At 66.4% G+C, this 21,316-nt stretch carries 19 protein-coding genes; 10 read left to right on the plus strand and 9 right to left on the minus strand.

Going from position 1 to position 21,316, the window contains the following annotated elements; all coding sequences use genetic code 11:
• Positions 1–2 precede the first annotated feature (2 nt).
• The 4 genes from FIV34_RS15455 to pilG form a co-directional block, all read right to left on the minus strand.
• Entirely contained in the window at positions 3–2,033 is a 2,031-nt protein-coding gene (locus FIV34_RS15455; protein WP_139984292.1) for a methyl-accepting chemotaxis protein, read from the minus strand.
• 168 nt (positions 2,034–2,201) lie between these two features.
• Positions 2,202–2,747, minus strand: coding sequence for a chemotaxis protein CheW (locus FIV34_RS15460; protein ID WP_139984294.1), 546 nt, complete (start codon positions 2,745–2,747; stop codon positions 2,202–2,204).
• A 12-nt stretch (positions 2,748–2,759) separates the two neighbouring features.
• Positions 2,760–3,131: a response regulator gene (locus FIV34_RS15465; protein ID WP_139984296.1), complete on the minus strand. Its 372-nt coding sequence runs from the start codon at positions 3,129–3,131 to the stop codon at positions 2,760–2,762.
• 31 nt (positions 3,132–3,162) lie between these two features.
• The gene (gene pilG, locus FIV34_RS15470) at positions 3,163–3,519 is read right to left on the minus strand and encodes a twitching motility response regulator PilG (RefSeq protein ID WP_045831092.1); all 357 of its coding nucleotides are present in this window, start codon (positions 3,517–3,519) and stop codon (positions 3,163–3,165) included.
• Between the two features lie 302 nt (positions 3,520–3,821).
• Here pilG and gshB point away from each other — a divergent pair, with 302 nt between their 5' ends.
• On the plus strand, positions 3,822–4,763 hold the full coding sequence (gene gshB, locus FIV34_RS15475; protein WP_139984298.1) for a glutathione synthase: 942 nt from the start codon (positions 3,822–3,824) through the stop codon (positions 4,761–4,763).
• Positions 4,760–5,623 (plus strand): energy transducer TonB, encoded by an 864-nt coding sequence (locus tag FIV34_RS15480; RefSeq protein ID WP_139984300.1) that lies wholly within the window; start codon positions 4,760–4,762, stop codon positions 5,621–5,623. The genes gshB and FIV34_RS15480 overlap by 4 nt, the downstream gene beginning before the upstream one ends.
• On the opposite strand, the gene FIV34_RS15485 is transcribed toward FIV34_RS15480, so the two are convergent.
• A complete protein-coding gene (locus tag FIV34_RS15485; protein ID WP_211352644.1) occupies positions 5,617–5,952 on the minus strand; it encodes a hypothetical protein in 336 nt (111 codons plus the stop codon). The genes FIV34_RS15480 and FIV34_RS15485 overlap by 7 nt on opposite strands.
• Positions 5,953–6,043: 91 nt before the next feature.
• On the opposite strand from FIV34_RS15485, the gene FIV34_RS15490 reads away from it, so the two are divergent.
• The 5 genes from FIV34_RS15490 (at position 6,044) to FIV34_RS15510 (ending at position 10,729) form a co-directional block, all read left to right on the plus strand.
• Complete coding sequence (locus tag FIV34_RS15490) at positions 6,044–6,610, plus strand: YqgE/AlgH family protein (protein ID WP_139984302.1); 567 nt, start codon at positions 6,044–6,046, stop codon at positions 6,608–6,610.
• Between the two features lie 3 nt (positions 6,611–6,613).
• Positions 6,614–7,033: a Holliday junction resolvase RuvX gene (ruvX, locus tag FIV34_RS15495; RefSeq protein WP_139984305.1), complete on the plus strand. Its 420-nt coding sequence runs from the start codon at positions 6,614–6,616 to the stop codon at positions 7,031–7,033.
• A gap of 33 nt (positions 7,034–7,066) precedes the next feature.
• Positions 7,067–7,993 (plus strand): aspartate carbamoyltransferase catalytic subunit, encoded by a 927-nt coding sequence (locus tag FIV34_RS15500; RefSeq protein ID WP_139984307.1) that lies wholly within the window; start codon positions 7,067–7,069, stop codon positions 7,991–7,993.
• A 76-nt stretch (positions 7,994–8,069) separates the two neighbouring features.
• Positions 8,070–9,818: a hypothetical protein gene (locus FIV34_RS15505; RefSeq protein ID WP_139984310.1), complete on the plus strand. Its 1,749-nt coding sequence runs from the start codon at positions 8,070–8,072 to the stop codon at positions 9,816–9,818.
• A gap of 545 nt (positions 9,819–10,363) precedes the next feature.
• Entirely contained in the window at positions 10,364–10,729 is a 366-nt protein-coding gene (locus FIV34_RS15510) for a BON domain-containing protein (RefSeq protein ID WP_139984312.1), read from the plus strand.
• A gap of 50 nt (positions 10,730–10,779) precedes the next feature.
• Here FIV34_RS15510 and FIV34_RS15515 read toward each other — a convergent pair whose 3' ends face one another.
• A complete protein-coding gene (locus FIV34_RS15515) occupies positions 10,780–11,943 on the minus strand; it encodes a PilT/PilU family type 4a pilus ATPase (RefSeq protein ID WP_139984314.1) in 1,164 nt (387 codons plus the stop codon).
• Positions 11,944–12,036: 93 nt separating this feature from the next.
• Positions 12,037–13,074: a type IV pilus twitching motility protein PilT gene (locus tag FIV34_RS15520; protein WP_139984316.1), complete on the minus strand. Its 1,038-nt coding sequence runs from the start codon at positions 13,072–13,074 to the stop codon at positions 12,037–12,039.
• A gap of 117 nt (positions 13,075–13,191) precedes the next feature.
• On the opposite strand from FIV34_RS15520, the gene proC reads away from it, so the two are divergent.
• Complete coding sequence (proC, locus tag FIV34_RS15525; RefSeq protein WP_139984318.1) at positions 13,192–14,016, plus strand: pyrroline-5-carboxylate reductase; 825 nt, start codon at positions 13,192–13,194, stop codon at positions 14,014–14,016.
• Positions 14,013–14,588, plus strand: coding sequence for a YggT family protein (locus tag FIV34_RS15530; protein WP_139984320.1), 576 nt, complete (start codon positions 14,013–14,015; stop codon positions 14,586–14,588). The genes proC and FIV34_RS15530 overlap by 4 nt, the downstream gene beginning before the upstream one ends.
• 4 nt (positions 14,589–14,592) lie before the next feature.
• On the opposite strand, the gene FIV34_RS15535 is transcribed toward FIV34_RS15530, so the two are convergent.
• Both FIV34_RS15535 and hrpA read right to left on the minus strand, forming a co-directional pair.
• Positions 14,593–16,725 (minus strand): bifunctional (p)ppGpp synthetase/guanosine-3',5'-bis(diphosphate) 3'-pyrophosphohydrolase, encoded by a 2,133-nt coding sequence (locus FIV34_RS15535; protein WP_139984322.1) that lies wholly within the window; start codon positions 16,723–16,725, stop codon positions 14,593–14,595.
• Positions 16,722–20,645 (minus strand): ATP-dependent RNA helicase HrpA, encoded by a 3,924-nt coding sequence (hrpA, locus tag FIV34_RS15540; RefSeq protein WP_139984324.1) that lies wholly within the window; start codon positions 20,643–20,645, stop codon positions 16,722–16,724. The genes FIV34_RS15535 and hrpA overlap by 4 nt, the downstream gene beginning before the upstream one ends.
• Before the next feature lie 116 nt (positions 20,646–20,761).
• Here hrpA and FIV34_RS15545 point away from each other — a divergent pair, with 116 nt between their 5' ends.
• The gene (locus tag FIV34_RS15545; protein ID WP_139984326.1) at positions 20,762–21,229 is read left to right on the plus strand and encodes a Dps family protein; all 468 of its coding nucleotides are present in this window, start codon (positions 20,762–20,764) and stop codon (positions 21,227–21,229) included.
• Positions 21,230–21,316: the final 87 nt, after the last annotated feature.

Below are 21,316 nucleotides of genomic sequence, written 5' to 3' on the forward strand. Positions count from 1 at the left end.
CATCAGCCCGGCAGCTTGAAGTTCGCGACGGACAGGCGCAGGTCGTTCGCGAGCTGGGCCAGGTTACCGATCGACTCGGCCGTCTGGCTCGCGCCGAGCGACGTCTGCGAAGTGATCTCCTGGATGACGTTCATCGTGGCCGAGGTATCCGTTGCTGCAGCGGACTGCTGGCGGGCTGCGGCCGAGATGTTCTGAATCAGCGCCGACAGATCGTTCGACACGCGTTCGATGTCACCCAGTGCCGTACCGGCGTCTTCGGCCAGGCGGGCACCGGCCACCACTTCCGCGGTGGTCTGTTCCATCGAGCTCACCGCTTCGTTGGTATCGGACTGAATCGCCTGCACCAGCGTTTCGATTCGCTTGGTCGCGCTGGCGGAACGTTCTGCGAGGCGCTGCACTTCGTCCGCCACCACCGCGAAACCGCGGCCGGCTTCACCGGCGGAGGCCGCCTGGATGGCCGCGTTCAACGCGAGGATGTTGGTCTGTTCGGCAATGTCGTTAATCAGTTCCACGATGGAACCGATTTCCTGCGAGGACTCACCCAGGCGTTTGATGCGCTTGGAGGTTTCCTGGATCTGGTCACGGATGGAGTCCATGCCCTGGATGGTTTCGCGCACCACTTCCGCACCGTGCGATGCGATCTGCACCGAGCGCTGCGCCACGTCGGCGGATTCGGCCGAGTCCTTCGACACGGTATCCATCGAGGTCGCGATCTGGTTAATCGCGGAGGTCGCGGAGGTGATCTGCTGCGCCTGCTGCTCGGCCGCGTCGGCCAGGTGCATGGCGGTGGCCTGGGTTTCCTGTGCCGCGGCGGAGACGCGCACGGCGGTCTCGTTAATCGTGGTGACGAGGTTGCGCATCTCGTCCACCGCGGAGTTCATCGCGTCCGCGATGGCCCCCGTGATGTCTTCGGTCACCGTGGCCTTGATGGTCAGGTCGCCTTCGGCCAGCGTACCCATTTCGTCCAGCAACCGCATAATCGCGGTCTGGTTACGCTGGTTCAGTTCGCTGGTGGTTTCCAGGCGGCGGCGCTGGTCGCGGACCAGGCTGAAGACGAGGACCAGGGCGAAAGCCACCGTGGCGATGGCGCCGAGCAGGCCGGCCCACACGTTCGGGAACAGGCGGGTCAGCGGTAGCTTGGCGATCTGGTCGGCGGACTCGTTCGCGCGCAGCAGCACGGTCTGCGAATCCAGCGACGCCTGGTTACCGGCGCGCTTCACGTCCTGCAGGTTCGGCGAGGCGGTGACCAGCTGGCCCACGGGATCCACGAGGTCGCCCCACGAGGTCTGCATTTCGAGCAGGATCTTGTGCGCGTTGGCATCGGAGATGGCGCGGACACCACCATCCGGGTTGCCTTCCACCAGACCCTTCAGCACCGAGCCGTACAGCTGGGCGTCGCGGGAGAGGCCGTCGGCGGCGGACTGGGCGGCGTCACCACCCTGCAGGATCTCCTGCACGCGGCGGATCATGCGGTCAGACATGAGCATCCAGCGCGCGAGGGTGAAGGTCTGCTCCACCGAGGCGTTTTTCTGCTGGACGATGTTGAGCACTTCGTCCGTGCGGGCGTTCAGCAGCGGCATCTGCTTGCCGAAGAGGTCGGCGCGCTCACCGGAGGAGAGCACGAGTTCCTTGTTCGACAGGATCTTGCCGATGTCCGCGTCGAGCTGGTGCCAGGCGTTGGCCAGCGCGGCGATGGCGCGGCCGGTGCCGCCTGCCTGCTGCGCGTAGGCCGGCATGCCGGTCTTGTCGTCACCGGCCACCAGGCGCTGCACCGCCGAATCGATGGTGTTGCGCGTGGCCGACAGCTCGCGGAAGGAATCGCGGTTGCCGTCCGAGGCTTCAAGCGCGTACTTCGCCGTCTGCTGCGAAAGCACCTGTACCTGCGTCGTCAGTGCGATCGCTTCGCGGTCTTCGCCGTTCTTGCTGTTCAGCAGCCAGAAGTCGACCGACGCCAGGCCAATGGATAGCAGCAGGAACACGATAACCATCGTGTAGCCACCTTCACGGCCTGCGCCCCCTGTAGTCGTGCTCATATCCACCTCACCCAAACAAAACCTGGTGACCGAGGCTTCTGGCAGCCCCCGGCAGACGAGTGGCCCAACAAGGCCACCCCCTCATTCCCGTTGCGGCACCGGCTGGCCGGCCCCGCTTATCCTGTGCGGGAGGGCCATCCGGCCGTCCCGTCCCCCTTGCTGGGCGCCTTACAGCGCCGCCTGCCGAAAATCTGGCGCACGAACCAGGCGGTTCATGCTGAACAACCCAAACGCCTGCTCGCCGAGCTGGATGTTCTCCGTGACGAAGCGGGCCAGGCGCGGGTCCAGTTCGTCATGGCCTTCACCACGCTGGTCTTCGTCCATGGTGCGCTGGCCGAACACTTCGTCCACCAGCAGGCCCACGGTGCCGCCGTGCTGGCGTACCAGGAGCAAACGCGTACGCTCGGACGACGGTGTACGTTCGTCGAAAAGAAACCGGCCCAGGTCGATCGCAGGCACCAGGTTGCCGCGCACGTTCGCCACGCCCATCAGCCAGGGCTGGGTGCCCGGGACGTTGGTGAGCGCCGGCACGGCCATCAGTTCGTTGATCTCGTCGATGCCGCTCACGAAGGCGCGACGGCCCACGCGGAAGCCGATCCCGCGCCAGAGGCCGAGGTTGGCGACGCGCTCGGGCGTTCCCGCCGAGTGCGCCAGGCAGGCGCGTTCGTAATGGGCGAGCAGTTCAAAGGGGGTCAGTGCCGCGTTCTCGCTCATGGCATGCCCCTCTTAGTTCTGCTTCGGCAAAAGGTCGGCGATGGTCGAGAGCAGTTCCTTCTCGTTCACCGGCTTGGTGATGAAGGCCTTCGCACCCTGGCGCAGGCCCCACACGCGGTCGGTTTCCATCGATTTGGTGGTGATCATCACCACCGGCACGTCCGCCGTGGCCGGGTCGCGGCTCAGCGTGCGCGTGGCCTGGAAGCCATTCATGCCCGGCATGATCACGTCCATGATCACCAGGTCCGGCTTGCTTGCGCGGATACGGTCGAGGCCAGCCTCGGCGTTATCGACGCTGGATACAGAGAACCCCGCCTTCTCGAGCAGCGTGGTGAACACGCGGACATCGGTGGGCGAGTCGTCAATGATGAGGATATTTGCCACACGTCCCCCTGGACGCTGCTAAAACGGTTAGTCAGCCGGCCGTCGCATAGCGATGGATCGCGCCGAGGAGTTCGTCGCGGGTGAACGGCTTGGTGAGGTATTGCTCGGCGCCCACGATGCGACCGCGCGCCTTGTCGAACAGGCCGTCCTTGGAGGACAGCATGATCACGGGCGTGCCACGGAACTGGGCATTGTTCTTGATCAGCGCGCAGGTCTGATAACCATCCAGGCGCGGCATCATGATGTCGACGAAGATGATGTTCGGCTTCTGGTCGGAGATCTTGGCCAAAGCCTCGAAGCCGTCGACGGCGGTCAGCACGTCGCAGCCTTCTTTTTTCAACAGGGTCTCTGCCGTACGGCGGATGGTTTTCGAGTCGTCGATGACCATGACCCGCAAGCCGGCCAGGTCCGTACCGCGTCCGTTGTCGTTCACTGAGCCCCCGTCACACGAAAAAACTGCAAGTCCTGCCAACAGGATAGCCCGATCACGCCAGGGTATCCGTGCGCCAGGTCGTAAAGCCCGGCACCCCCGGTGCCGGTCACCGCTCTTCGGCGGCCCATGCCCCGCTGTTTAATGGGTGGCCGGGTGTCCCGTCAAGATGAATTGTTCCTAAAGGGACAATGCCTTGTGAAATCATCGGCAACGCTCCACTAAACTTGACACCTTTCCAGCTCGCCAAGGCCCCCGCCATGTCGCTCTCCGTCGCCGTCCTGATGGACCCGATCCGTGCCATCAAGATCGCCAAGGATTCCACCTTCGCCATGCTGCTGGAAGCCCAGCGCCGGGGCCACGCCCTGTTTTACATGGAAGAAGGCGACCTGGAACTGCGCGGCGGCGAGGCCTGGGCCCGCCTGAAGCCGCTCACCGTGAAGGACGACCCAAGCGGCTGGTTTACCCTGGGCGAGGCCGCATGGCGCCCCCTGGCCGAGGTGGACATCGTGCTGGCCCGCAAGGATCCGCCGGTGGACGCCCAGTTCATCTACGACACCATGGTGCTGGAAGCCGCCCAGAAAGCCGGCTGCCGGGTGGTGAACGACCCGCGCAGCCTGCGCGACTGCAACGAGAAGCTGTTCACCCTGCAGTTCCCGCAGTGCACCTCCCCTACCCTTGTCTCGCGCGACCGCAACCAGCTCAAGGCCTTCGTGGCCGAGCACGGCGAGGCGGTGCTGAAGCCGCTGGACGGCATGGGCGGGCGCGGGATCTTCCGGGTGAAGGCTGGCGACAGCAACCTCAATTCGATGCTGGAGACCCTGCTCGACGGCGGCCACCAGTTCACCATCGCCCAGAAGTACATCCCCGAGATCACCGCGGGCGATAAGCGGATCCTCCTCGTGGACGGCGAGCCGGTGCCCTACGCGCTGGCCCGCATCCCGCAGGGTGACGAGTTCCGCGGCAACCTGGCCGCCGGTGGCCGCGGGGTGGGCGTCCCCCTCTCCGACCGCGACCGCTGGATTGCCGCGCAGGTGGGGCCGGAACTGGTCCGCCGCGGCCTGCGCTTCGTCGGCCTGGACGTCATCGGTGACTACCTGACCGAGATCAACGTCACATCTCCGACGTGCATCCGCGAGCTGGATGCCCAGTTCGGCATTAACATCGCGGGGCTGCTGTTCGACGCTCTCGAGGCCCGATGACGACCCGTACCACCGGCGCCGACCTGATCGGCGCGACCTTGCTGTTTTCGCTGCTGTTGCACGGTGTCGTCATCCTTGGCGTCACGTTCCAGGCCGAAAAACCCGCCCCCAGCGTTCCCACGCTGGATGTCACGCTCGTGGACGTCGCCAACCAGGAGCAGCCGGACAAGGCGGACTTCCTCGCCCAGGCAAGCAATGCCGGTGGCGGCGACCGCGACAAGGCCTCGCGCCCGTCCGAACCGGTGAGCGGGCCGCTGCCCACGCGTAACCAGGGCCAGGCCCCGGAGGTGGAGGAGGCCCAGGCGCCCTCGCCGCGCGAGGCCACGCCCGACCAGGTGCTGACCACGGCCGGCCAGACAGGCTTCCATGTCGACACCACCCAGGCGCAGACCGAACAGAAGGATCGCCCGCTGCCGCCTTCGGAAAAGGACGTGCAGCGCAAGCTGGAGATGGCCAAGCTGGCGGCCGAAGTGCGTGACGAGTCCGAGGCCTACGCCAAGCGCCCGAAAAAGAAGTACATCTCGTCGAACACCCGCGAGTACGCCTACGCCGCCTACATGAAGGGCTGGGTGAACCGCGTCGAGCGCGTGGGCAACCTCAACTACCCCGACGAGGCACGCCGCCAGGGCGTCTACGGCGAGCTGGTGCTCACCGTGGGGCTGAACCGCGATGGCTCGATCAAGAGCATCGACGTGATCAAGAGCTCCGGGCACAAGCTGCTCGATGACGCGGCCCAGCGCATCGTGCGCCTTGCCGCCCCCTTCCCCACGCTGCCGCGCGACAGCAAGGAGAAGGTGGATGAGCTTTACATCACGCGGACGTGGCAGTTCTTGCCGGGGAATGTGTTGCGGAATTATTGAGGCGCCTTCGGCAGGAGCTGGTCGGCTTCGCTGACGTAGGCCTTTTCTGCCTTGCGATCCCACACGCACAGCTCACGGCCCGGCGCATTTTTCATGTGCTTCTGCGGGTAGCGCCCCGCCAGCACCAGCGCCGTGACCGGCACGCGGTCGTCGTACGTCACGAGGCCGCCGACGGGCTTCACATCCTTCAGGCCGCTGGCCGCGAGGCACGCGCTGGTCACCCGTTGGTCATAGTCCTTCCAGGCAGAGGGTGCGGATGCGTGCGCGGCGAACGCGCCGAAGACCACGGAAGCCCCCACAAAACCCTTAACAAACATCATCTTCGGCATGACTTGCCTCCATGTGAACCGGCGCACAAGGTACGCGTGCCGGACTGAACAATTCCGCACGCCCTTCATCGGCTGCGGCTACAATAAAGCCATGAGTATCGCCAACACCTTCGCCGGCCAGTTCCTCATCGCGATGCCCTCCCTCGCGGAGCCGCCTTTCGCGCGTGGTGTTGCCTTCCTTTGCCAGCATGGCGAGGACGGCGCCGTCGGCCTGCTCATCAACCAGATTTCCGAATACCGGCTTGGCGATGTCCTGGCGCAGATGAAGCTGCCCTGCGAAGACATCGAGATCGCCGATTACCCCGTGCTGATCGGCGGCCCGGTGCAGCAGGAGCGCGGCTTCGTGCTCCATCGCGAACACGGCCACTGGGATTCAAGCTACCGGATCAACGACGACTGGTCCGTGACCACCTCGCGCGACATCCTCGTGGCCATGGCCCACGGCGAAGGCCCGCGCCGCGCGATGGTCACCCTCGGCTATGCCGGCTGGGAAGCCGGCCAGCTCGAACAGGAAGTGATGGAGAACGCGTGGCTCACCACCCGCGCCGATGAGCACATCGTCTTCGACACCCCCATCGACGAACGCTGGGTGGCCGCCACGCGCAAGCTGGGGGTGAGCGACCCCTCCCAGCTCGCTGGCTACGCCGGCCACGCCTGATCCATGAGTTGCCTGTTTGGATTTGACGTCGGCACCAAGGTGGTCGGCGTCGCCGTCGGCAACCGCCTGACCGGCACGGCCCGCGCGCTGGCTGCCCTGCCCGTGCGCGACGGCGCGCCCGACTGGCAGGCGCTGGACCAGCTGCGTCGCGACTGGCTGCCCGCGGAACTGGTGGTCGGCCTGCCGCTGGACAACGAGGGCCAGGAGCAACCGATGACGCGCACCGCGCGCCGTTTTGCCCAGAAACTCACCGAGCGCTACGGCATCGCCGTGGCGTTTGCCGATGAACGCATGAGTTCGCAGGAAGCCGCCCGGCGTTTCGCCGCCGGCCGGGCCGCGGGCACGCGCAAGCGATCGGATGCCAAATCCATCGATGCCGAGGCCGCCGCCGTCATCCTCGAGTCGTATCTCCTGCAGTCGTAACCGAAAACTATCCACCGTTAGCTTGAGGATGTCATGTCAAACCGCCTGCGCCATCTGACCACCCTCGAGAACATGCCGCGCGAAACGATCGAGCGCCTGCTCGACAAGGCGATTACCCTGCGCGACGCGTCCGCGCACGGCACGCGCAAGCTCGACATCCTCGCTGGCCGTACCGTGCTCAACCTGTTCTTCGAGCCCTCCACGCGTACCCGCACGTCGTTCGAACTGGCGGCACGCCGCATGGGCGCGGACGTCATCAATTTCGATATCGGGCTGTCCTCGACCAGCAAGGGCGAAGAGCTCTTCGACACCCTGCATACGCTCGAAGCGATGCACCTGGACGCGATCATCGTCCGCCACAAGGTGTCGGGTACGCCGGAAGAACTGGTCAGGCATGCGATGAGTGGCGTGGCCGTGGTGAACGCCGGTGACGGCAACCGTGCGCACCCGACTCAGGGCCTGCTCGATGCACTCACCATCCGCAACCACCATCCGGATTTTCGTAAGCTGAAGGTCGCCATCTGCGGCGATGTGCGCCACTCGCGCGTGGCCCGCTCCGACGTGCACGTCCTCACCGCCCTGGGCGCAAAGGATGTGCGCGTGGTGGGCCCGGCGCGCCTGCTCCCCGCCGAAGGCGAGCTGCAAGGCGTCACCCTGCACGAGAATTTCGACGAAGCCATCGAAGGCGTCGACGTCGTGATCATGCTGCGCCTTCAGAAAGAGCGCATGGCATCGACCGACCTGCAGGACGAAGCCGCCTACTTCGAACGCTACGGCCTGGACACCAAGCGCCTCGCCCGCGCCGCCAAGGGTGCCCTGGTGATGCACCCCGGCCCGATCAACCGCGGCATCGAAATTGCCTCGGACGTGGCCGACGGGGCGCAGTCGCGCATCCTGGAGCAGGTCGGCAACGGCGTGTTCGTGCGCATGGCCGTCCTGTGTGAAGTGATGGGCCGGTGAAGACCATGCGGGGCCGCGCCACGGCGCGCGTTCCGGCATAATGGCGGTTCCAAGGGATCAATCAACGGGATACAGAATGCGACCGACGAAGCGACTTCTCGCGCTCGGCGTCGCCAGCGTGCTGCTGGCGGCCTGCGGCCACAAGGACAAGGATGCCCCGCTGGCTTTCGTGCCGGCCGATACGCCGTACGTTGTCGCCAGCCTCGACAAGCTGGACGACGATACGTACCAGGCGGTCCTCGCCCAGCTCAATAACGAAGCCCCGGGCCAGGTGGCCCAGCTGAAGTCGTACGCCCAGGAGTTCGACGCCAAGGGCAACGCCGATGCCGCCCGCCTGATCCGCGCGCTGGTCACCGAGCTGGACGGCAAGAACGCTGAAACCGTGCTCAAGAACGTCGGCGTGGACCTCAAGACCGGCTCGGCGATCTACGGCGTGGGCCTCAGCCCCGTCGCGCGCGCCGCGCTGGCCGACCCGGCAGCATGGGACGCCTTCGTCGGCCGCCTTGAAACCGCCTACGGCAAGAAGCTCGACACCGCCGATGCCGGTGGCCAGGCCTATCGCCACGTCACCCTTGGCGACAGCGGCACCCAGCTGATCATCGCCACCGTCGGCAAGAATGCCGTCGCCGCCCTGCTCCCGGCCGATGCCGCCCAGCCGCTGGTCCGCCAGACGCTCGGCGTGGATCGCCCGGAGAAGAACCTCCAGGACGACGGTCGCCTCGCCGACCTCGCCAAGGACAAGGGTTACAAGGATTACGTGGTTGGCCAGGTGGACCTCGCCCGCCTGCTGCCGCTCGTGGCCGCCGGCAAGGATCCGCTGTTCGCCAGCTTCCTCAAGCACCAGTCGCAGAAGACCGGCGAGCCTGCCCCGCAGATCCCGGCCAGCTGCCAGGAAGAAGCCAGCCGCGTCGCCGCACGCGTGCCGTCCTTCAGCTTCGGCTACACCAAGCTCGACCTGCACCACGTCGAACAGCGCGTGGACGTGGCCATGGCCAGCGACATCACCAGCGCCTTCTCGGGCCTGAAGGTGGAACTGCCGGGCCTCGGCAGCGATGCCACGGGCCCGTTCGACGCCAGCATCGCGCTGCCGGTGGAACAGCTGCGCACGTTCTTCACGACCCAGTCGGAAGCCGTGGCCGCCAAGCCGTTCACCTGCCCCGCCTTCGCCAGCCTCAACGACAGCTTCGCCAAGATGGGCTCCACGATGCAACAGGCGGCGATCCCGCCGTTCGGCGACATCCGTGGCGTGCGCATCGTGGTGGATTCGTACAAGCCGGGTGCCCCGGGCGCCGTCATCCCGCAGATCACCGGCCGCATCGTGCTCGCGACGCGCAACCCGGCCGGCCTGCTGGCGATGAGCCAGGCGGTGCTGGGCGGCGAGTTCAAGCTCGCAGCGGACGGCAAGCCGGCAGCACTGCCGGCCAACCTGACGCAGTCGCTGGGCATGCCCGGCTGGGCGGCAATGAATGGCCAGGCGATTGCCATCGGCCTGGGCGCGGGTGAAGACAGCAAGCTGGACGACGTGCTGATGGGTAGCACGGGCGACGCTGGCCGCCTGAGCCGCCTGCACCTCAACGGCGATATGTATCGCACGTGGGTGGATGTGATGTCGGAGAAGGCGCAGGCGTACGCTTCGGCGATGGCTGAGGCCGCGACGGCGGATGGCGCGCCGGCTGACCAGGCGTCGGATACGGCGGCGGCGCAGCGTTCGAAGGCGCAGTTTGATGCGATGAAGGCGCAGGCTGCACGCGTGGTCCAGGTGGGCGGTGAAGCTCACATGGATGAGAAGGGCCTGGTGATTTCGGGTGCTGTTGAATACAAGTAAGCAGCTCTGAATCGCGATAGAAAAAGGGGACGCTTCGGCGTCCCTTTTTTTATCGGTTCATTCGCTGGCGCGAATGCGTGTCTTGTGCGGCTTACGCCGCTCAGCTCTTGTGGCTTGTCGAGCTAGAGCCCTCGGCGCCCACCCTCGCTGCTCAGACATCGACTCCAGCGTTCGAAAAGGTGGGCCGCTACGCGGCCGGTTTTTCAATTTGGCCTACGGCCGCGTAGCGGCTCTCCCTTTCGAACGCAGAGCGTGGTCTGAGCAGCGAGGGTGGGCGCCCAGGGCTCCTTTGCGAACACATACCAAAGCTAGGCGGCGCAAGCCGCACAAGACACGCATTTGCGACAGCGAATGACCTCAACTTTTGCAATCGCTTTCAACGTCAGACGCCATGTGAAGACGTATTCGGCAAAGCTGAACCAAGCGATTTTCCGGGCACAAATCATTCACGGAAGCGCTGGTGATATTGGCCCCGCGACCAAGGCAGCCCACAGCGCGTGGCGCCGGTCGTCGCCCCACAACAGATGCCAGATAAGGAGTTCCCCATGAACAACGCCAACATCCGCAAGGCCCTGTTCGCTGCCGCCCTCGTCGCCGGTCTCGGCACGGCCCCGTTTGCCTCGGCGTATGCCCAGGACTCCACGCCGGCCGCCGCCAAGGCTGACAACCAGACTGTCGCAGGCAAGGCCGACGATACGTGGATCACCACCAAGGTGAAGTCCGAGTTCGCCACCAAGAAGAGCGTGAAGGGCACCGATATCTCGGTGACCACCACGGAAGGCGTCGTTGCCCTGACCGGCACCGTGTCGACCGCGAAGGAAAAGAGCAGCGCCGAGAAGATCGCCAAGGCCGTCAAGGGCGTGAAGAGCGTCGACGCCAGCGGCCTGACCGTGTCTGCCGCCGCCAAGTAATCCTGCTTACAGCGGGTAACGAAAAAGGGAGCCGAAGGGCTCCCTTTTTTTTATCGGCTAAGCATGCCGCCGAATGTGCTCTTGTCGTTGGCCTTGTCGATCTCGACGCCTTCCAGGCCCTGCGACAGGGTGTGTGCGTCGCCGCCCTGCGCGAGCTTGATGCGCAGGCGCACTTCGTTCGAGCTGTCGGCGTGGCGCAGGGCGTCTTCGTACGAGATCTCGCCGGCGTGGTACAGCTCCACCAGGCTCTGGTCGAACGTGCGCATGCCCAGCTGGTTGGAGTCGCGCATCAGCTCCTTGAGCTTGTGTACGTCGCCCTGGCGGATGTAATCCTGGGCCAGCGGCGTGCCGAGCAGAACTTCGACCGCAACGCGACGGGCCTTGCCATCGGGCGTGGGGATCAGCTGCTGGGCGACGATGCCCTTCAGGTTCAGCGACAGATCCATCAGCAGCTGCGAGCGGCGGTCTTCCGGGAAGAAGTGCAGGATGCGGTCCAGTGCCTGGTTGGCGTTGTTCGCATGCAGGGTGCACAGGCAGAGGTGGCCGGTTTCCGAGAAGTTGATGGCGTGTTCCATCGTTTCGCGGGTACGCACTTCGCCGATCATGATGACGTCGGGCGCCTGGCGCAGGGTGTTCTTCAGCGCGTTGTCCCAGCTGTCGGTATCGATGCCCAGCTCGCGCTGGGTGATGATGCAGCCCTCGTGGCGGTGCACGTATTCGATCGGGTCTTCGATCGTGATGATGTGGCCGGTGGAGTTCTGGTTGCGGTAGCCGACCATCGACGCGAGCGAGGTGGACTTACCCGTACCGGTACCGCCGACGAAGATGATGATGCCGCGCTTGGTCATCGCCAGCTGCTTGATGATCGGCGGCAGGTTCAGCTCTTCCGGCGTGGGGATCTTCGATTCGATGCGGCGCAGGACCATGCCAACGCAGTTGCGCTGGTAGAAACACGACACGCGGAAACGGCCCACGCCCGACGCGCTGATCGCGAACTGGCATTCGTGGGTCTTTTCAAATTCCTCGCGCTGGGTGGGCGTCATCACGTTGAGCACCATGTCGCGCGACTGCTGCGCCGACAGGGGGCTCTGGGTGATGGGCACGATACGGCCCTGCACCTTCATGGAAGGCGCGACGCCGGCGGTGATAAACAGGTCGGACGCCTGTTTGTGCACCATCAGCTTAAGGAAGGAGGTGAAATCGAACTCGCTCATGGCCTGGATCCCCGCTGCCGGAATGGGCCGGCATCCCTTGGGCCGATCATATACCTGCGACATGAAGGGCGTAGCGACGCCCTTCACGGTCCCTTAGCGGAAGCCTTCCTTGTTTTTGGCGTACATCAGGCCTTCCTGGCGGGTGATGAGGCCCCGCTTGATCAGGTCGGACAGGTTCTGGTCCAGGGTCTGCATGCCGTGCTGCTGGCCGGTCTGGATGGCCGAGTACATCTGGGCCACCTTGTCCTCGCGGATCAGGTTACGGATGGCCGGGATGCCCACCATGATCTCGTGGGCCGCGATACGGCCACCGCCCACCTTCTTCAGCAGGGACTGCGAGATAACGGCACGCAGCGACTCGGAGAGCATCGAGCGCACCATCGGCTTCTCGCCGGCGGGGAACACGTCGATGATTCGGTCGATGGTCTTGGCGGCGGACGAGGTGTGCAGGGTGCCGAACACCAGATGGCCGGTTTCCGCGGCGGTCAGGGCCAGGCGGATGGTTTCCAGGTCGCGAAGCTCGCCCACCAGGATGTAGTCGGGATCTTCGCGCAGCGCCGAACGCAGCGCCTCGTTGAAGCCGTGGGTGTCGCGGTGGACTTCGCGCTGGTTGACCAGGCACTTCTGCGAGGTGTGGACGAATTCGATGGGGTCTTCCACCGTCAGCAGGTGGCCGTATTCGTTCTTGTTGATGTGGTCGACCATGGCCGCCAGGGTGGTCGACTTACCCGAACCCGTGGGGCCGGTGACCAGGATCAGCCCCTGCGGCTGCTCGATCAGCTCGCGGAAGATCTTCGGCGCGCCGAGGTCTTCCAGGGTGAGCACTTCGGACGGAATGGTACGGAACACGCCGCCCGCGCCACGGTTGTGGTTGAAGGCGTTGACGCGGAAGCGGGCCAGGCCGGGAATCTCGAAGGAGAAGTCGACTTCAAGGAATTCCTCATAGTCGCGCCGCTGCTTGTCCGACATGATGTCGTAGATCAGCGAATGGACCTGCTTGTGTTCCAGCGCCGGGATGTTGATGCGCCGAACGTCACCGTCCACGCGGATCATGGGCGGAAGGCCTGCGGAAAGGTGCAGGTCGGAGGCCTTGTTCTTCACTGAGAAGGCAAGGAGTTCGGCGATATCCATTGGGGTCCCCTTTCTTTGTGGGCCAAAGGTAACCACCCCAAGGGGTCGGCGCAAGGCGGCGCACCATATATGCTTTGTGGGTCTGTGAAAGTCGTCTCGAATGGAGCAAACAACCGCATGAACCGGATCGCCTTCATCGGTGGCGGCAACATGGCCACGGCCCTGATCGCGGGGATGGTCCGCCATGGCGCCCCGCCCGGCGGTATCGCCGTGGCCGAGCCGCGCGCCGAGGCCCTCCAGGAGCTCTCGCGCCAGTACGGCGTGGCTACCTATACCGACAACGCCGCGGCCGCCGAGGGCGCCTCCCTGCTGGTCCTGGCGGTGAAGCCGCAGATGATGGCCGAGGTCTGCCGCGGGCTGCGTGCCGTGGTCCAGCAATACCGGCCCATGGTGGTCTCGATCGCCGCCGGCATCCGCATCGCCCAGCTGGAACGCTGGCTGGACGCCGCCCTGCCCGTCGTCCGCTGCATGCCCAATACCCCGGCCATGTTTGGCGCCGGTGCCACCGGCCTCTACGCCAATGGCCGGGTCAGTGCCCCGCAGCGGGCCGAGGCCCAGCACGTGCTGGATGCCGCCGGCCTTACCGTGTGGGTGCCCGAGGAAGACCAGCTCGACATCGTCACCGCCCTTTCCGGCTCCGGCCCGGCTTATTTCTTTTTGCTGGTCGAAGCGCTCGAAAACGCCGCTTTTGCCCAGGGTCTCTCGCGTGAAACCGCGCGGGCGCTGGCCGAACAGACGGCCCTCGGCGCCGGGCGCATGCTGGTGGAGGGCAATGAAAGCGCGGCTACCCTGCGCCAGAAGGTGACCTCGCCCCACGGCACCACCCAGGCCGCGCTGGATAGCTTCAAGGCCGACCACTTCCCCGCCATCGTGGCGCGCGCGGTGGATGCCGCCCGCCGTCGCGGCGCGGAACTCTCTGAACAGATGGAATCGAACTCGTGAATTACCTGACCAACGCGGGCGGCCTGCTGCTCAATGTCGTCTTTGGGGCGCTCATCGCCCTGTTTGTCCTGCGCGTGCTGGCCGAAGCGAACCGCGCGGATTTCAACAATCCGATCTGCCAGTTCCTGTACCGCTTCACCAACCCGGTGGTGTCGCCCCTGCGCAAGCTGCTGCCGAGCGTGCGGCGGATCAACCTCGCCGCGCTGCTGGTGGTGTTCGTGCTGGAGTGCGTGAAGGTGCTGCTGGTGGTCCTGCTGGCCGGCCTGCCGGTGGGCGTGGTCGGCCTGCTGGTGATGGGCCTGGCCGAGATGCTCGACTTCTTCCTGCTGACCTGGATCGTCGTGGTGTTCGTCTGGTCGCTGATGAGCATGCTCTCGACCGACCGCTACCACCCGGTCGCGCGCTTCGTCACCGCCGTGGCCGAGCCGCTGGTGCGCCCGCTGCGTGGCCGCATGACCATCGGCGGCCTGGATTTCTCGCCCACCGTGGTCCTCCTTGGCCTGTTCCTGGCCCGGATCCTCGTGGCGCAACCGCTGCAGGATCTCGGCGGCCGCCTGCTGATGGGCATGTAAGCGGCTAGTGGCTGCCGAGGCGGCGTGCGTCGGTGACGTTGGGCAGGGCGGATAGCCTGCCCAGCAGCATCGACAGCTGCTCGTAATCACGCACGCGCAGGGTAAAGCGCATGTCCACTTCGCTAGTGCGGGTGTTCACCCGGCTGGACGAAGCCACGATATGCGGCCCGATGTTGCTGATGGTGGTGGCGACGTCTTTCTGCAGGCCCTTGCGATCGTAGCCACGCAGTTCGATGTCCACCTCGTAGTTCTGCACCTCCACCCTGCCCCAGCTCACCTCGATGACGCGGTCCGGATCCTTGCGGGCCAGGCGCGCCAGCGACGCGCAATCGGCGCGATGCACCGACACGCCGCGGCCGCGGGTGATGAAGCCGCGCACCGGATCGCCCGGGAGCGGCTGGCAGCACCGCGCCAGCGTCGTCAGCAGGTTGCCGATGCCTTCGATGGAAAGCGCGCCGCGATCGTGCTGCGCGCCGCGTGCGACCACCGGCGCGGCCGACTGGGTGAAGGCAGGCTCGGTCGGCTCCTGCAGGTGCCGGGCGATCTGCCCCAACGACACTTCACCCAGGGCAACGGTGACGTAGAGGTCTTCCACGCTTTTCAGGCGGAAATGCGCAGCGACGGCCGCGAGGTCGACGTTATCCAGCGCCAGCCGGCGCAGTTCCTTTTCCAGCGTGATCTTGCCGGCGCCGATGTTGGCTTCGTGCGCTTCGCGGCGGAACCACGCGCGCACCTTCTCCTTCGCGCGCGACGTGGCCAGGTAGCCATGGTGCGCCGACAGCCAGTCGCGGCTGGGCACGGAGGTTTTCGTGGTGAGGATCTCGACGCGATCGCCGCTGCGCGGCTGCGTGGTCAGCGGGACGATGCGTCCGTTGACCTTCGCACCACGGCAGCGATGCCCGACGTCGGTATGGATGTGGTACGCGAAATCCAGCACCGTGGCACCGCGCGGCATGTCGATGACTTCGCCCTTGGGCGACAGCACGTACACGCGGTCTTCCATCAGTTCGGTGGCGAACCCGGCCGCCAGCTCCGCATCCTCTTCGCCGCGCGGCTCGAGGAGCTTGCGCATCCACGCGATCTTCGCCTCGAACTCGGCGTCGGCACCACCGCCTTCCTTGTAGCGCCAGTGCGCCGCCACGCCCAGTTCGTTGGCGCGATGCATCTCGTGCGTGCGGATCTGCACTTCCAGCGTCTTGCCTTCCGGGCCGATCACCGCGGTATGCAGCGAGCGGTAACCGTTGCCCTTGGGGCGAGCGACGTAGTCGTCGAACTCGCCCGGCAGGTGCGGCCACAGGCTGTGCACCAGGCCCAGCGCCGCGTAGCAATCGGCCACCGAGCCCACCAGGATGCGCACCGCGCGGATGTCGTAGAGGTCGGAAAACTCCAGGCCCTTCTTCTTCATCTTCTTCCAGATGGAGAAGATGTGCTTCGGACGGCCGGCCAGCTCGGCGTCGATGCCGGCCTCGCCGAGCACCGTGCCCAGTTCGGCCAGGCTTTCGGTGATGAAGCGCTCGCGATCGGCCCGGCGCTCGTCGAGCAGGCGGGCGATGCGACGGTAGGTATCCGGTTCCAGGTAGCGGAAGGCCAGGTCTTCCAGCTCCCACTTGAGCTGCCAGATACCCAGGCGGTTGGCCAGCGGCGCATGGATGTCGGCGGTGAGCTGGGCCAGTTCGCGGCGTTCGGCATCGGGCAGTGACATGGCCGTGCGCATGGCCGCCAGCTGCCGCGCCAGCAACACGAAGACCACGCGCAGGTCGCGGATGATCGCCAGCAGCAGGCGGCGCAGCCCTTCCGAGCCGGTGACCGGCCCGCGCTGCGCATGCAGCGCCCACACTTTTTCGGCTTCGCCCTGGCCATCGACCAGGCGCCTGAGCGATGCCGGCCACGTGGCGGCATCGGCATCCGCCGCGCCGGGCATGCCGCGCATCAGCGAATACCACAGCGCCGCGGCGCAGGTTTCGTCATCGCAGCCGAGCAGGCGGAGCACTTCGATAATCGTTTCCGCTTCGGCCCGCGCGGCCACCGGCAACACGGCGCTGGCGTCGCGCGCGCGCTCGGTCAACGGCTGCCGCGACGCCCCGGTGGGCGCCTCGGGCGCGGTGTCCGATCCTGCGTTGGGCGGCGAACTCTTCATGCGGTACGGGCCTGTGCGGCTTCCAGCGCCTTGGCCAGGCGTTTGGCCGAAACGGGTTCGGCGGTTTTCAGTTCCTGGGCAAACAGCGATACGCGCCACTCTTCAATCAGCCAGCGCAACTCCGCCCAGGCCTCCGCGTCCAGCGCGGTGCCACCTGCATTGAGGAGGGCCCGCCAGTACGGCAGTACCTGCAGCATACGCGACTGGTCGCGCTGCGGGTCCTGGCGCAGGCGTTCGCCACGCAGGCGCATGGCCTTGAGATAACGCGGCAGGTGCGCAAGCCGCGCCGTGGGCAGTTCACGCAACGAACCGGGCTGGAGCAACGCCGTGAGCTGTTCGCGCAGGTCGTCGTAGCTGGCCTTGGCGAAGCCCATCAGCGGCGGCTCCATCCACGGCTTCAGCTCGGCCTGGGCCTCGATGATGGGTTCGGCGAGCTTTTGCCGCGCCATCGCCGCGCCGAACAGCGCCCGCCCGAACTCGTTCTTGAGGTGTTCAAAATCGGCGAGCGTCCGCACGTTGAGCGTCGCATCGGCCAGCAGGTCGGCGAAGCCGCCCTCGACGAGGTCGTCGCGCAAGCCATCGACGCTGCCGAGCGGCGCGTATTTCAGTGACAGCGGGTTGCTGATGGGCAACTGGCGCCGCGCACGCTTGAACTCGGGGGCCAGAGCGCCGCGCAACAAACGCTCGACGCCGCCGACATGCGCCTCGGCCGCTTCGTCGGCACGTTCGAACACACGCAGGGCTACCGCCTCACCCAGGTCCACCAGGGCCGGATAGGCCTTCAGGCCTGCCTCGGAGCGCACTTCGGCCGGGATCGACTCGAAGTCCCAGGTGAGGATGTCCTCGCGGGTGAGTTCGATGTCCGTCTTGCGCGAGAACGCTTCGCGGGCCTGGCCTTCCCATTGCGCGCGGATGGCGGCCAGGTCGCGGCTGTCGGCGACGGTGCGGCCGTTGTCGTCGTGCACGCGGTAGCGCATGAGCAGGTGCGGCGGGATCTCCGCATCGGCGAAGGCGGCCGCGTCGATGTCCACGCCGGTGGTGCGTTTGAGGAACGCCGCCAGCGCTTTCGCCAACGGCTCGTCACGCGGCGCTTCGGCTTCCGTGAAGGCGCGGGCGAAATCGGGCGCCGGGACGAAGTTGCGGCGCAGGGCCTTCGGCAGGCCGCGGATCAGCTCCGCCACCTTGTCGGCGAGCAGGCCGCCCACGAGCCATTCGCCGCGCGCGGAGGGCACGGCGTTGAGGAAGGCCAGGGGCACGTTCAAGGTCACGCCATCGGCGGGGTCGCCGGGGACGAAGCGGTATTCGAGGCGATAACGCTGCTGGCCGATGTCCAGCGATGCCGGGAAGGCCTTCGGGTCCAGGCCCGCCCCAGTGTCCATCACGTCGGCGAGGGTCCAGCGCAGCGCAGCCTGTTCACCGGGGGAGGCCTTGCGATACCACGCATCGAGCGCACGGGTGTCCGCGATGGACTCGGGCAGCTTGCCGTCGAAGAACGCCTCGAGCTGGTCTTCGGCGCGCAACAGGCCGGCACGGCGCTGCTTGGCTTCGATGTCATGCGCCTGCTCCAGCACGCGCTGGTTGGCGCGCACGAAGTCGGCGCGGCTGTCGATGTCCGCGCGCACCAGCGCTTCACGCACGAAGATCTCATGCGCGAGCCGCGGATCCTGCTTGTGGAACGTGACCGGGCGGCGTTCGACCAGCACCAGGCCGAACAGGGTCACCTGCTCATAGGCCACCACGGTGCCGCGCTTGCGCGACCAGTGCGCATCGCGCGCGGTGGCGCGCACGAGATGACTGGCCTGCTGTTCGATCCAGGCCGGATCCACTCGGGCATTCATCATGGCCCACACGCGGCCGCCGATATCGAGGATCTGCGCCGCAAAGATCCAGGCCGGCGGCGTCTTCGCCAGCGCGGAGCCCGGGAACACCTGGAAACGCCGCTCGCGCGGGCCGCGGAACACGCCCTTGTCGTCCTTGTGGCCCACCTGGGTGGGCAGGCCGGCGAGCAGGCTGCGATGCATGGCTTCGAACAGGGCCTCGCCTTCGAGCGTCCCCACCGTGGCCTTGCGGCCCGTGCCCTGGGCCGGTGCGGCCTTGTCCCAGCCCAGGTCGCGCGTGACCAGGGCCAGCTGGCGGTGCAGTTCGCGCCATTCGCGCATGCGCATGAAGCTGAGGAAGTGGCGGGAGCACCAGTCGCGCAGCTTCGACGAGGTGAGGTCCTCGGCGGCGGTGAGATACGCCTTCCACAGGTTCACGACGCCAACGAAATCGGACTTGGGGTCCGCAAACTGCGCATGGGCGGCGTCCGCCTGGCCACGGGCTTCCGGCGGGCGCTCGCGCGGATCCTGGATGGACAGGAAGGCCACGATGGTCATCAGGTCGGCGAGGCTGCCGAGGCGGCGCGCCTCGACGAGCATGCGCGCCAGCTGCACGTCGATCGGCAGGCGGGCCACGGTACGGCCGATCTCGGTCAGCCGGCGGTCGTCGCCAATGGCGCCGATCTCGGCGAGGCGACGGTAGCCGTCGGCCACCACGCGCGGGTCCGGCGCTTCCAGGAACGGGAAATCCTCGACCCCACCCAGGTCCAGCGCCAGCATGCGCAGGATGACGTTGGCCAGCGACGAGCGGAGCAGTTCCGGGTCGGTGAATTCGGGGCGCAGGAGGAATTCCTGCTCGTCGTACAGGCGATAGCAGATGCCCGGGCCGACGCGGCCGCAGCGGCCCTTGCGCTGGTTGGCGGCGGCCTGCGAAATCGGCTCGATGTGCAGGCGCTCGATCTGCCCGCGCTGGCTGTAGCGCTTGACCCGCGCCGTGCCCGGATCGACCACGTAGCGGATGCGCGGCACCGTCAGCGAGGTTTCCGCCACGTTGGTGGCCAGCACGATGCGCCGCTTGGTGCCGGGGCGGAAGACGCGATCCTGCTCGTTGGCGGAGAGGCGCGCGTACAGGGCCAGCACTTCCGTTTCGCGGTACTGCCGGCGCGAGAGCAGCAGGTGGGTGTCACGGATTTCGCGCTCGCCCGGCAGGAACACCAGCACGTCGCCGCGCGGATCCTCGCGGGTGATCTGGTCCATGGCATCGGCAATCTGCTGGGCGACATTGCCCTCGCCCTTCTCGCCGGGCGGCCGGTAACGCACTTCCACCGGGTAGGTCCGGCCTTCCACCTCGATGACGGGGGCGTTGCCGAAGTGCTCGGCGAAGCGCCCGGTGTCGATGGTGGCCGAGGTAACGATCACCTTGAGGTCCGGCCGGCGCTCGCACAGGCGCTTCAGGTAGCCCAGCAGGAAATCGATGTTGAGGCTGCGCTCGTGGGCCTCGTCGATGATGATGGTGTCGTACGCCGACAGCCAGGGATCGCCCTGGGTCTCGGCCAGCAGGATGCCGTCGGTCATGAACTTGACCAGCGCCTGGTCGGACACCTTCTCGGTGAAGCGCACCTGGAAGCCCACCTTGTCGCCCAGCGGCGTCTGCAGCTCCTCGGCCACGCGGGTAGCCACGGAGCGAGCGGCCAGGCGGCGCGGCTGGGTGCAGCCGATCAGCCCGGCCTCGCCCCGGCCGGCGGCCAGGCACAGCTTCGGCAGCTGGGTGGTCTTGCCCGAGCCCGTCTCGCCGGCGATCACCACCACCTGGTGCTCGCGGATCAGCGTGATGATGTCGTCGGCGCGCGCCGCGATAGGCAGCGATTCGTCGACGTTGATGGGCGGCTTCGAGGCGGCACGGGCGGCACGGCGGGCCATCGACGTGGCGATGTCCTGGGCCAGCTGATCGATGCGCGCGCTGTCCGGCTTGCGCGACAGCCCACGCCAGCGGCCCATCAGGCGGCCGAAATCACGGCTGGAGACACGCTGGAGCGCGTCGCGCAGCTCGGTCAGGCGCGGATCGGCGGGCGGATGGCGCGAGGGGGTCGTTGGGGTACTCATGGGAACGCTAATGATAGCGTGCGTCTATCAAGGGGATCAGAACGTTTCATTTCACGGCCGTGGCCGCAGTCGTTAACATTTCGCCCATACCACTGGAAACCACGGAGAGTCGGAACATGGCCATTGATATCGGCATTGCCAAGAAGGACCGCGAAGCGGTCGCCGCGGAGCTCTCGAAGCTCCTGGCCGACACCTATTCGCTCTACCTGAAGACCCACAGCTTCCACTGGAACGTGACCGGCCCCCAGTTCAACAGCCTGCATGCCATGTTCGAGGTGCAGTACAACGCCCTGTGGCTGGCGGCGGACGAGATCGCCGAGCGCATCCGCATCCTCGACGTCTTCGCCCCGGGCTCCTACGGCCAGTTCGGCAAGCTGACCTCGATCAAGGAAGAGGCGGGCGTGCCGGAGTGGAAGGAGATGGTGGCCCAGCTGGTGGAAGGCCATGAAATCGCAGCGGCCACCTCGCGCGAGGTGATCCGGGCCGCCGAAGCCGCCGGTGACGAAGGCAGCGCCGACATGGTGACCGGCCGCCTGAAGGACCACGAGAAGACCGCCTGGATGCTCCGCTCGCTGCTGAAATAAGCGGGTTCGAGCCCCCTGGAGGCCGGTCACTGACTGAGTTCAGCCTGACCGGCCGTTCAGTCTCACATTGAGCCATCCCCCACCGTT

The sequence above is a fragment of the Luteibacter pinisoli genome, from assembly GCF_006385595.1.
In the GTDB taxonomy this organism is placed as follows: Bacteria; Pseudomonadota; Gammaproteobacteria; order Xanthomonadales; family Rhodanobacteraceae; genus Luteibacter; species Luteibacter pinisoli.